General features: G+C 51.6%; 13 protein-coding genes and 1 other RNA gene. 7 read left to right on the forward strand and 7 right to left on the reverse strand.

The genetic code is table 11. From position 1 onward, the window contains the following. The first annotated feature begins 11 nt into the window (after positions 1 to 11). The 4 genes from Q7O77_RS08565 (at position 12) to Q7O77_RS08580 (ending at position 1,676) form a co-directional block, all read left to right on the forward strand. Positions 12 to 263 carry a type B 50S ribosomal protein L31 gene (locus Q7O77_RS08565; RefSeq protein WP_304165825.1) on the forward strand — a complete coding sequence of 84 codons (252 nt, stop codon included), beginning with the start codon at positions 12 to 14 and terminating at the stop codon, positions 261 to 263. Positions 264 to 281: 18 nt separating this feature from the next. Then, complete coding sequence (gene ykgO, locus Q7O77_RS08570; RefSeq protein ID WP_304165783.1) at positions 282 to 425, forward strand: type B 50S ribosomal protein L36; 144 nt, start codon at positions 282 to 284, stop codon at positions 423 to 425. 625 nt (positions 426 to 1,050) lie between these two features. Then, positions 1,051 to 1,419: an Hha toxicity modulator TomB gene (gene tomB / locus Q7O77_RS08575; RefSeq protein ID WP_026738849.1), complete on the forward strand. Its 369-nt coding sequence runs from the start codon at positions 1,051 to 1,053 to the stop codon at positions 1,417 to 1,419. A 53-nt stretch (positions 1,420 to 1,472) separates the two neighbouring features. After that, positions 1,473 to 1,676 carry an HHA domain-containing protein gene (locus tag Q7O77_RS08580; protein WP_009114000.1) on the forward strand — a complete coding sequence of 68 codons (204 nt, stop codon included), beginning with the start codon at positions 1,473 to 1,475 and terminating at the stop codon, positions 1,674 to 1,676. Positions 1,677 to 2,032: 356 nt separating this feature from the next. Here Q7O77_RS08580 and ffs read toward each other — a convergent pair. Beyond that, positions 2,033 to 2,129: signal recognition particle sRNA small type (ffs, locus tag Q7O77_RS08585), an RNA gene on the reverse strand. Between the two features lie 163 nt (positions 2,130 to 2,292). Here ffs and Q7O77_RS08590 point away from each other — a divergent pair. Beyond that, a complete protein-coding gene (locus tag Q7O77_RS08590) occupies positions 2,293 to 2,613 on the forward strand; it encodes an MGMT family protein (RefSeq protein ID WP_304165803.1) in 321 nt (106 codons plus the stop codon). Between the two features lie 31 nt (positions 2,614 to 2,644). Here Q7O77_RS08590 and Q7O77_RS08595 read toward each other — a convergent pair whose 3' ends face one another. After that, positions 2,645 to 3,217, reverse strand: a complete 573-nt coding sequence (locus Q7O77_RS08595; RefSeq protein ID WP_304165805.1) for a YbaY family lipoprotein — start codon at positions 3,215 to 3,217, stop codon at positions 2,645 to 2,647. Positions 3,218 to 3,426: 209 nt separating this feature from the next. On the opposite strand from Q7O77_RS08595, the gene tesB reads away from it, so the two are divergent. Further along, complete coding sequence (tesB, locus tag Q7O77_RS08600) at positions 3,427 to 4,290, forward strand: acyl-CoA thioesterase II (RefSeq protein ID WP_304165808.1); 864 nt, start codon at positions 3,427 to 3,429, stop codon at positions 4,288 to 4,290. Positions 4,291 to 4,393: 103 nt separating this feature from the next. On the opposite strand, the gene amtB is transcribed toward tesB, so the two are convergent. The 5 genes from amtB to Q7O77_RS08625 all read right to left on the reverse strand — a co-directional run bounded on the left by amtB (position 4,394) and on the right by Q7O77_RS08625 (position 10,458). Continuing rightward, positions 4,394 to 5,686, reverse strand: a complete 1,293-nt coding sequence (gene amtB, locus Q7O77_RS08605; protein WP_304165810.1) for an ammonium transporter AmtB — start codon at positions 5,684 to 5,686, stop codon at positions 4,394 to 4,396. 40 nt (positions 5,687 to 5,726) lie between these two features. Further along, positions 5,727 to 6,065, reverse strand: a complete 339-nt coding sequence (glnK, locus tag Q7O77_RS08610; protein WP_009114005.1) for a P-II family nitrogen regulator — start codon at positions 6,063 to 6,065, stop codon at positions 5,727 to 5,729. Between the two features lie 303 nt (positions 6,066 to 6,368). Then, positions 6,369 to 8,153, reverse strand: coding sequence for a SmdB family multidrug efflux ABC transporter permease/ATP-binding protein (locus tag Q7O77_RS08615; protein ID WP_304165814.1), 1,785 nt, complete (start codon positions 8,151 to 8,153; stop codon positions 6,369 to 6,371). Further along, a complete protein-coding gene (locus tag Q7O77_RS08620) occupies positions 8,146 to 9,915 on the reverse strand; it encodes a SmdA family multidrug ABC transporter permease/ATP-binding protein (protein WP_304165817.1) in 1,770 nt (589 codons plus the stop codon). The genes Q7O77_RS08615 and Q7O77_RS08620 overlap by 8 nt, the downstream gene beginning before the upstream one ends. A gap of 81 nt (positions 9,916 to 9,996) precedes the next feature. Next, positions 9,997 to 10,458, reverse strand: a complete 462-nt coding sequence (locus Q7O77_RS08625; protein WP_304165820.1) for an Lrp/AsnC family transcriptional regulator — start codon at positions 10,456 to 10,458, stop codon at positions 9,997 to 9,999. A 120-nt stretch (positions 10,459 to 10,578) separates the two neighbouring features. Here Q7O77_RS08625 and Q7O77_RS08630 point away from each other — a divergent pair, with 120 nt between their 5' ends. Next, entirely contained in the window at positions 10,579 to 11,652 is a 1,074-nt protein-coding gene (locus tag Q7O77_RS08630) for a PLP-dependent cysteine synthase family protein (protein WP_304165822.1), read from the forward strand. The last annotated feature ends 34 nt before the right edge of the window (positions 11,653 to 11,686 follow it).

The raw sequence follows: 11,686 nt of genomic DNA on the forward strand, positions 1-11,686 counted from the left end.
AAAGGCGTATTATGAAACCCAATATTCATCCTCACTACCGCACCGTGCTTTTCCATGACACCAGCGCCAACACGTTCTACACCGTCGGTTCCACGATCGCCACGGAAAGAACGCATGAATATGAGGGGAAAGTTTACCCCTATGTCACCATTGAAGTTTCTTCAGCCTCGCATCCATACTACACCGGCAAGCAGAAAGAGTATTCAAAAGAAGGAAGCGCCGCACGCTTTCAGAAAAGATTCGGTCATTTTCTTAAATCTTAAAGACGGGAGAAAAACGTCATGCAGGTATTAAGCTCACTCCGTAGCGCCAAAAATCGCCACAAGGATTGTATCGTCGTTAAACGACGCGGCAGAATTTACGTTATTTGTAAAAGTAACCCTCGCTTTAATGCGGTTCAGGGCCGGAAAAAGAAAAAACACTAATGAATAACTCATCGGACTTCTATGCTGTAATCAATAAACAAACAATTAAGCCTGAAAGAAATTCCCTTCTGTCGTAGGATTTAAACAGGTCTTAACATTTAGGTAACTCACTGACTGTTAATGAATCAGCTTGTTTTGGTTCTATCACCTTTAAACGCCGTCTGGCTTTTGACCACTATAGGGGAGCCGGCTCCCCTATCCCACCAGCCGCTCATTCAACAGAGTTGAGATTGACTGATGCTATTTTTGTTACATTTTATATGGATACCTTACATTCAATTCCAGAAAAACTAATTAACATAGTAAAAGCAGCGCGATTAAAAAGAGATGTTTAATAGTCTTATGCTTCAATTAATACATTACAAAATTTAAACGGTGAGTTCGATAACAGCAATAGCTACAGAAAATGTCCGCGCTGTGCGAACCCACGCGTTCTTTGCTATAGTTGATGCAGAATGACTTTTACAATGACGTGAGGACATTCTTTACATTCACCGTGTTATCCTTGGTTGGTCTATTTGAGGACAACGGAGTGTAATCACTCTTATGCAATTCATCGCGTTACCTGCTACGGCAGGAGTAAACCCTAAGTAAGACTGAACCATGGCTTAACGGAGGGATTGAAATGGATGAGTACTCACCTAAACATTATGATATTGCCCAACTCAGATTCTTGTGTGAGAATCTGCGCGATGAAAGTATCGCGACACTAGGTGACAGCAATCACGGCTGGGTGAATGATCCGACCTCCGCAATAAATCTTCAGCTCAATGAACTTATTGAGCATATTGCGGCCTTTATTGGCACCTATAAAATTAAATACCCGGATGACGAAGAGTTGTACATGCGGGTTGAAAAATATTTAGACGATACTTATATTCTTTTCAGCAATTACGGCATTAATGATGCGGAGCTGCGGAGATGGCAAAAATCTAAGTCACAATTATTCAGAATGCTCTCAGAAAAGAGCAGCTATGCAACAGTAAGAACTTAAGCAATTATTTGCCTTATACTTATTTTAACCCAGGAAAATTCATAAAGGTTATTATGAAAAAAATAGATTACTTGATGCGTTTGCGCAAATGCACAACCATTGACACCCTTGAACGAGTTATTGAAAAAAACAAGTATGAACTCTCTAACGATGAGTTAGAAATGTTCTATTCCGCGGCAGACCACCGTCTGGCCGAGCTAACCATGAATAAGCTTTACGACAAAGTCCCTACCGCCGTATGGAAATACGTACGTTAATACGTATTAATCATCCAAGGTTAAGCTAAAAGAACATTGAGCCGATATCATGATCGGCCTTTGTCTTATTAGAAAAATTAAGCAATATGCTAAAATTAGTAACAACTGATATGTACGTACTTCCGCCTTAATTCATCAGAAATAACTTAACACCCATTTTATTAAACAACTCCCTACCGATTGAGATAAGTCTTTTTATAAACTTACCGTCAATGGCATTGAATGCATGAACCTAACAATGTCCAATAAATAAAACCCAAGACAACGCCAGATTCTTAAACAAAGATCATACGAAACGTAAAAATAAAAAAAAACAAGAAGGGAAAATAGGTAAGAAACATCTGAAATGGTGGAGGCCCCGCCAGCTACATCCCGGCACACACGTCGCCTGCTGCGGCTGCTTCCTTCCGGACCTGACCGAGTCCACAGGTTAGTGTTGCGGGAGAACCAACGGGGCCTCCATTGACGGCTCCGCACTGCGAAGCGGTGGGCATTATCAGCGATGGACTGGTCAATTGCAAGCCGACGCGGCCTAACCGCTGTTTTCTTACCCATCACCTGCTTGATACCATGCGCTATCGATCGCTCTCATGGCAAACAGGAGATTTCATACGCTATGTCGCAGCACGAAGATAATTTTCGACAACGCGTTTTTCAGGTCATCGCAGCAATCCCCTTTGGTCAAGTCACCACCTACGGGGATGTTGCACTCTTAGCCGGTTCGCCACGGGCAGCGCGTCAAGTGGGTGCGATATTGCGTAATTTGCCTGAAGGCACAAAGCTCCCCTGGCACCGAGTGATTAATCGAAAAGGCGAGCTATCGTTGACAGGATCTAGCCACCAGCGTCAAAAGCTGGCGCTGGTAGCGGAAGGAGTAAGGTTTAATTTGGCAGGTAAAATTGATCTCAACCTATTTCGTTGGCAACCAACGGCGTAAATCCGATAACCCGCCGTTGGTCAGCCTTTGATTACTGGATAGGGGTCACGGTTGTACCACCGACCGGCGGCACCGTAGCTCCGCTATGAACATCCGTTCCTGCTGCTAACGGCACAGAAGGATTCGCCGGGACAGGTACAGACTCCACAGGAACCAAAGTCAGATCCGCGGAACGAACGCCGTTATTGATCACAGGAACCACGCTTTCAGTAATCAGCGTCACTCGATGGTTGATAGCGACGGCTGCGCTCAGTAACACTCGCGCGTTAGGTTGGATATCACTCGGGTTGTAGGGCAGAACGAAGTGGAAAGGTGACTGTTTTCCGTGAGTCAACGTCACCCGCTGGGTAATGATTTTCGATGGCGCGTCGGCCAGCGAGGCATCTGAAACCGTCACCGTTAACACGGCATCCGCTGGCAGTGCGATTTTTTGTCGAATATTCACCGTACCGGTCACGGAAGGCTGCGCAATGCCGGGCAGATAGCTGCCGCTCGCCGGGATAGGACCTCTGACATCCGGAGCTACACCACTATCACTTTTATCTGCACACCCAACCAAGCCGATCGATACCATGATACCGCCCAAGATATGCCATAATTTCATTTGGTAAGTCTCCCTTTATCATTTATCTGGCCTTCGGCGAAAATCCGATGACCGCTAAGTAGCAAGAACCACTCGGCGTTTTAATTATGGTTCAATATCTTGATATTTTCATAAGGGATGACGGAAAGGACCAAAACAAAAAAGTGGGGTCACGTGGTTAACGCCACAAGGACCCGCAACATGGCGTACTACCGACAAGGCTGATAATGATGAGTCAGGCATTACAACAGCTTCTCGATTTGCTGAATCTGGAAAAAATCGAGGAAGGTTTATTTCGTGGTCAAAGTCAGGATTTAGGGCTGCGACAGGTCTTTGGCGGCCAGGTTGTCGGTCAGGCGCTATCGGCGGCGAAACTGACCGTATCCGAGCAACGTAGCGTGCACTCTTTCCACTGTTACTTTCTTTTGCCGGGAGAAAGTCATAAACCGATAATCTATCAGGTTGCCACCCTGCGCGAGGGCAAAAGTTTCAGTACGCTACGCGTAGATGCCATTCAAAACGGCCGTCCTATTTTCCATATGACCGCGTCATTCCAGCAGCCGGAGTCAGGATTTGAACACCAGAGCGTCATGCCGCAGGTGCCGATGCCGGAAAGTTTGCCTTCGGAGCGTGACATCGCTCAGAGCCTGGCCCATTTGCTGCCGCCTCAATTGAAAAAGACGTTTACCCAAGAGCGCCCGATCGAAATGCGCCCGGTGAAATTTCATAACCCGCTAAAGGGAGAAGTTGAACCGCCAATCCGCCATGTCTGGTGTCGAGCTAACGGTACACTGACTGACGATGAGCGCGTTCACCAGTACCTTTTGGGATACACCTCAGACTGCAACTGCCTGCTGACAGCACTTCAACCTCACGGCGTGGGTTTTCTTGAACCCGGCATGCAGGTCGCGACTATCGATCACGCCATGTGGTTCCATCGACCATTCCGTATGGATGACTGGCTGCTGTATGCGGTAGACAGCCCATCGGCCTCCGGCGCCAGAGGATTGGTTCGAGGTCAGTTCTATACTCGCGACGGCGTTCTGGTTGCTTCCAGCATGCAAGAGGGCGTTATTCGCCGACATAGCGTATAACTCGTTCGATCTTATAGCCGCCCATAAAAAAACCACCCGCAGCAAACTGACGGGTGGTTTTTTATTTCAGTCGAGGCGTGCGATACACGCATCCAGAGACTGATTATTGGTTGTATGCGTTTTCGCCATGGCTGTTAACATCCAGCCCTTCGCGTTCTTGCTCTTCCGGTACGCGCAGACCAACGGCCATATCAGCGACTTTGAAGGCAATGAATGCAGCGACGCCAGACCATACGATACACACGATCACGCTGAACAGCTGTACCCAGACCTGATGAGCCATGGTGACGCCTTCCGCGTAGCCCACGCCACCCAGTGAAGACGAAGTGAAAACGCCCGTCAGGATGCAGCCGACAATACCGCAGACGCCGTGAACGCCGAAGACGTCGCACGGATCGTCAACGCGCAACCAACGTTTCAATACGGTCACGCCCCACAGACCGGCAAAGCCGCCCGCGAAACCGATGACCATCGCGCCGCCGACGCCGACCGTACCTGCCGCAGGCGTAATCGCAACCAGACCTGCGATACAGCCAGAGCATGCGCCCAGCAGAGAAGGCTTACCGCGTACAACCCATTCACCGACCACCCAGGCCAGAATCGCGGCTGCCGTTGCAATCACCGTTGTCAGAAATGCCAGACCCGCGATGTTGTTGGCTGAGCTGGCGGAACCGGCGTTAAAGCCGAACCAGCCGATATACAGGATAGCGGTACCGATGCACACCATCGGCAGGTTATGCGGTTTGAACGCTTCTTTGCCGAAGCCTACACGTTTACCCAGCAAGGTCGCGCCAACCAGCCCCGCAACCGCGGCGTTGATATGCACAACCGTACCACCCGCGAAGTCCAGTGCGCCGTCAGCAGCCAAATAGCCCCCGCCCCATACCATGTGAGTCATTGGCAGGTAGGACAGAGTGAACCACAGAACCACAAAAATCAGCGCGGCGGAGAAACGAATACGTTCCGCCAGAGCACCAATAACGAGGCCCACGGTAATGCACGCGAAGGAGCCCTGGAAAGCGACATGGATGAACTGATAGAACGTGCCGCTCTGCGAGTTGATATCAATGCCATTCAGCATGAAGTTGCTCAGGCTACCGAAGAAGGCATTGCCGGAGCTGAACGCAACGCTGTAGCCATAAATGACCCACAGCAGACATACCAGCGCAAAGGCCACAACAACCTGGGACAGCACGGACAGGACGTTTTTAGAACGAATCAGACCGCCGTAAAACAGCGCAATACCCGGAATGGTCATAAAAAGCACCAACGCGGTACAAATCATCATGAAAGCGTTATCGGCTTTATCGATCACTGGTGCTGCAGTGTCTGCCATGGCGCATGCCGGGAGCATGGCTGCGATACCCAGACCAGACAAGAAGGATAGTTTCTTCATTTTCATTCATCCCTATTTATAAGGCTAAATCAGGTAGTTGTTATAGTGCAGCTTCATCTGTTTCGCCGGTACGGATGCGAATGACGCGCTGTAGTTCGGCGACAAAGATCTTACCGTCGCCAATTTTGCCGGTGTAGGCGGCTTTGCTGATCACATCAATCACTTCATCGAGCTGGTCATCGGCGATAGCGATATCGATTTTCACTTTAGGCAAGAAGTTCACGCTGTATTCCGCGCCACGGTACAATTCCGCATGGCCCTTTTGGCGTCCAAACCCTTTCACCTCAGTAACGGTAAGGCCTTGAATACCAATGGAAGACAGAGCTTCGCGCACGTCTTCCAGCTTGAACGGTTTAATTACCACAGTCACCAGTTTCATTCTCATCCCCCTAACCCGTTAAGTTCAGGCCTGTGCCGTCACTATCAAATGTCTCTACGCCATCATTGAAAGCAATTGATGTGCCATAAATGGCTTAACGTTGGAAAAGCAGTGAAAGGTGATGAATGCGCGCATCGCGGAAATCGCGTTTGAATAAAGTATGGACAATCAGGAATGAAAGCGCACACAACCAGTGCACCATTTTTGTGCGCCGCGCCTGATTCCAGTGCATCCTACCTTTTAGCAGGAGAATCTCTGCTAAGTTATGGTGCGTACCGAAAATCAGACGCGGTTCAGAGGGGGCTAGGAGGTCAGCTCCGCCGTGTCATAGCGTTTAGACTCTGCAAGGGCCTGTCCTGCCAGCTGAAGCTGATACATCTGATAATAGCGTCCTTGCTGAGCCAGCAATTGCGTATGTGTCCCCTGCTCAGCCATTTCTCCATGGTTAAGCACCAGAATATTGTCCGCCTCAACGATGGTCGATAAACGGTGAGCGATGACTACCAGCGTCGTTTGAGCGCGAATCAACCGCAACGCTTTCTGGATAGCCTGCTCGGTCCCGGAATCGATATTAGCGGTCGCCTCATCAAGAATGAGTACCTTAGGCGAGTTCACCAGCACGCGGGCCAGCGCGAGCAGCTGTTTTTGCCCCACGGAAAGGTTATTGCCCTGCTCACCGATTCGACTATGGATCCCCTCGGGCATATCCCTGACCAGCTCAGCCAGTTGCACCATTTCCAGCACGTGCCACACGCTCTCTTCATCAATCTCTCGACCCAATGTGACGTTGGCATAAACCGAGTCAGCAAGGACCACCGGGTCCTGCTGAACCATCGCCACATTACTGCGCAGGACAGAGTGCGACAACGTCGGCAGCGGACGCTGATCCAATCGAATGACGCCGAGATCGGGGTTGTAATACCCCATAAGCAGGTTCGCCAGCGTGCTCTTGCCGCTGCCGGTATGCCCCACCAGCGCAACAAACCCTTTATCGGGGATTTGCAGATTGATGTTGCGTAATACCGGTTTGCCGCGGCGATAAGAGAAGGTGACATCGTCGATATCGATGCGTCCGCTGGTCAGCGGGCGTAAGTCATCGCCATAATCCTGCCGCTTGCCATCCATCAGCGCGAAAATACGCTCTCCGGCCACGACGGCTTGCTGCAGCATCGACTGTTGAGTCGTCAGCTCGATCAAGGGTTCGTTAAGCCGTCCAAGATAATTGATGAAGGCGTATAACACGCCAACCCCTACCGAACCGACCGAGCTAAAGCCGAACTGCAGCAGAAGCCCGCACATCACCAACGCGGAAAACAAGCTCAGCAGCGGACGTAACAGAAAGCCCTCCAGACGTAGCGTTTGCATACGCGCCAGATAGTGCTTTTGACTGACTTCACTCAGGCGTTTGCCAAACCGCGCCTGCTGACGAAACTGCTGAATAACGCTCATACCATTGATGACTTCATTAAAACCATCATTGATATCCGCCAGATAGCTGCGCACTCGGCGTACTATCGGTGTGCTGTAGCGTTGATAAATCACCATCACCACCATCACGGCCGGGAAGATAGTCAACGCGACGAGCGCCATGCGCCAATCAAGGCTGAACATCGCCACCATCATGGCGCTGATGAGCGCTGCGCTGCGCAGAACCGTCGCCACCACCATCACGTAGAGATCCCGGACCACTTCCGTATCATTCGTCACGCGGGAAATGAGTTGCCCGACGGGTTGGGTATCAAACGTCGATAGCGGCTGACGCAATGCGGCATCCATCACATCAATACGCAATTGCTGTACGACACCGACGGCGACCCGATTGAAGGTCAGCGCCTGCAGGTAATGAAGGGAGGCGGCAAGCAGTTGCAGCAATACGTAAACTGCGGCCAGGCCGCTGGCCAGCATCAGCGGAAATTGCCCTTTTGAGACGAGATGGTCGATAAAGTAACTGATGAGTATGGGGCCGGCGACTTCCGCCGCCGCCGCGATCCAGAGCATCACCATGCCTACCGCCAGCGGTTTACGCCAGGGTGAACCATAGGCCAGCAGACGTTTCAGCGTCGGCCAGAGCGGATGTGAATTATTCACCTTTAACCTCCTGATGCGAGGTTGGCTCGTCCAATGCGGCTTCGAGTTGCTGGTAACGATACATGTCCCGATACCATCCTGATTCTCGTGACAGCGCCTGATGATTACCGCGCTGCGCCACTCCGCCCTGTTGCAGCACCAGCACTTCATCGGCGTCAACCAATGCCGAAAGCCGGTGTGCGCTGATGATCAGGGTGCGCCTTTCTCCCCACTCACGCAGGTTATTCAATATTTCATGTTCAGTACGTCCGTCCACGGCGGAAAGCGCATCATCCAGCACCAGCACCTCGGCCTCCAGCAGGAGCGCGCGTGCAATCGCAATACGTTGCTTCTGCCCACCGGAGAGCATGACCCCACGCTCGCCCACTTCGGTTTCATACCCCTGCGGCAAGCGCAGAATATCGTCGTGGACATGAGCCAAACGAGCCGCTTCCTCGATTTGCGCGACGGTCGCATCCGGTCGTCCCAAGGCAATATTGCTCGCGACCGTATCGGCAAACAGGAACGGCGTTTGTCCTACGACGGCGAACCGGCTCCTCAAGTCATCCAGACGCAGGCTATCAAGCGGGAGGCCATGGTAAGAAATGCACCCCGCCTCTACATCGAATGAACGCAGCAACAGAGAGATTAACGTACTTTTTCCGGAACCGGTGGGACCACAGAGTCCCAGCATTCTTCCCGGTTGCAGCGTGAAACTGACGTTATGTAATACGGTCTGACCGTGCTGCGGATAATGAAATGCCTGAATATCTACCGCCAGCGTTCCGGGCTCGTCCGGCAGAGGCTGAACACCATCGACCACCACCGGTTTCTCGGACAGGAGCTGACGAATACGGCTATAGCCAGCGCTGCCGCGTTCAACGATATTCAGCATCCAGGCCAGTGCCAGCATCGGCCAAATCATTAGTCCTAGATACATAACAAAACTGGTCAATTCGCCCAGCGTCATCGTCCCGTGGATCACCATCCAGCTACCGCCACCAATGGCCAGCAGGTTGGATAAGGCGACAGCAATATAAATCGTGGGATCGAACCGCGCATCCACGCGAGCCACCCGCATGTTTTTGGCGCCCGTATCCGCAGCCACTTCGGCAAAACGCTGTGACTGATAATCCTCCAGCCCAAACGATTTGATCATCCGGATACTGGTCAGGCTTTCCTGCGTCTGATTATTCAGCATTGAAAACGCCGCCTGAGCGGCTTTGAAACGGTGGTGCAGCTGCGTACCGTAGTGCTTGATAATGATGGCCATGATCGGCATCGGCGCCAAAGACAGCAGCGTCAACTGCCAGCTTAGCTGTGTGCACATCACCACCAGCACGGCGCACCCCATCATCAGAGAATCGACAAACGTCAGCACGCCTTCACCGGCAGCAAAGACCACTCGGTCGACGTCATTGGTGGCTCTCGCGATCAAATCTCCGGTGCGATGACGCAGATAAAAGGCAGGATGCTGACGGCTGAGTTGACGATAAAAATCACCACGCAGCTCTACCGCCAGTTGATAGGACGCGCCAAACAGCAGAACGCGCCAGAAATATCTCAGCACGTAAGTTAATACGGCGGACAGCGCCATCAGCCCGATCCACCCCATCGCGGTAGCGGCCGGCATATCGTGTTGCGTTACACCATCGACGACAATCCCGACAAGCGCCGGAGGCAGTAATTGCAGTATGGCGATGACGATTAAGAGGATTACCGCCCCCAGATAACGCTTCCATTCACGGCGGAAATACCATCCTAGTTGAGCAAAAAGTCTCACGCGGTCTTCATTCCAAAGCTAGTAGCATCATTATTATTGCGGGCAGAACAATAGTATACATGATTGCCCAAAGGGATAAATTTAGACCTTTATCGGCAACGCCGTGGTGTGTTTGATCTCTTCCATCGCAAAGCTGGAGGTGACGTCCACCAGCCCCGGAATACCTTTGACGAGCCGCTTGTAGAAATTGTCATAGTTTTTCATATCTTCTACCCGAACCTGCATCAGGTAATCGTACTCACCGGCCATGCGATAAAAGGACAATACTTCCGGCATATCGGACACAAAGCGGCAGAAGTCCCGATACCAGTCGCTGTTGTGCTGCTGAGTTTTCAGAAGCACAAACGCCGTCAACCCCAGCCCCAATCGTTCATTATCCAGCAGGGCAACACGCGCCTTGATATATCCCGACTCTTCCAGACGCTTCAGCCGTTTCCAACAGGGTGTCGATGTCAGGTTGACCGCCTCGGCCAATGCCTGCAGTGAAAGCGTACAGTCATGCTGCAAGAGAGCGAGCAAAGTGCGGTCGATTTTATCTAGCATAGGGGATAACCATAGAAAAATTTTCTCTCATTTAGGGCAAATAAAGAAAAATATGCAATCTTTTTTCCTCATAAGCACGGTAGTCTAAGCGCATCCTTCAGATACAACGGAAGTTCTTTTATGACTAACACATGGGTTAAAAACGCCGTCAGCGCGATTGAGGCTGATTTTCAACGTTCCGCCGACACGCACCTCATGCGCCTGACGTTACCCGCCTACCCCGGTATATTCTTTTATCTGAAGGACGAGAGCACCCATCCCACCGGGAGCCTGAAACATCGGCTGGCACGCTCACTGTTCTTGTATGGCCTCAGCAATGGCTGGATCAAGGAAGGCACGACGATCATCGAGGCTTCGTCAGGTAGCACCGCCGTCTCCGAGGCTTACTTTGCTCGCCTGCTGGGGCTGCCGTTTATTGCCGTGATGCCCGCCTGCACAGCGAAACGTAAAATCGAGCAAATTACGTTTTATGGCGGCCGCTGCCACTTCGTCGAGCAGTCGGGACAAATTTACGCAGCCTCAGAGCAATTGGCCCGCGATCTGAACGGCCACTATATGGATCAATTTACCTACGCTGAGCGTGCGACAGACTGGCGTGGTAACAACAACATTGCCGACAGCATTTATCACCAGATGTCCAGAGAGCCTTTCCCGGTTCCTGATTATCTGGTGATGAGCGCGGGCACGGGGGGAACCTCCGCCACCCTCGGGCGTTATATTCGCTATAAAGGACTGGATTCGAAGCTGGTGGTCGCCGATCCCGAAAACTCGGTGTTTTATGACTGCTACCGTCAGCAGGACCGTACGCTGACCTCCGCCTGCAGCAGCAGAATCGAAGGTATTGGCCGCCCGCGTGCCGAACCGTCTTTCATTCCCAGCGTGATAGACGACATGATTAAAGTCCCTGATGCCGCCAGCGTCGCGACACTTCACTGGCTGGAAAGCGTCCTTGGTCGCAAAGTCGGCCCCTCTACCGGCACCAATGTGTGGGCCACGCTGCAACTAGCTGAGAAAATGAAAGCTGAAGGGCGTCAAGGCGCGATTGTGACGCTGCTGTGTGATAGCGGCGAGCGCTACCTGGATACTTATTACAACCCCGAGTGGGTAGCAGCGCATATCGGTAATCTGGCGCCTTACGCCCGGCATCTCGCCTCGGAACAGCAGCAAGATCGCCTAACGCCGTGTCCGGCATGATGTTATTTACTGCGCTGAAGCGAAGCAGGTTTTG

The sequence above is a fragment of the Lonsdalea britannica genome (genome assembly GCF_946477055.1).
Classification (GTDB): domain Bacteria; phylum Pseudomonadota; class Gammaproteobacteria; order Enterobacterales; family Enterobacteriaceae; genus Lonsdalea; species Lonsdalea britannica_A.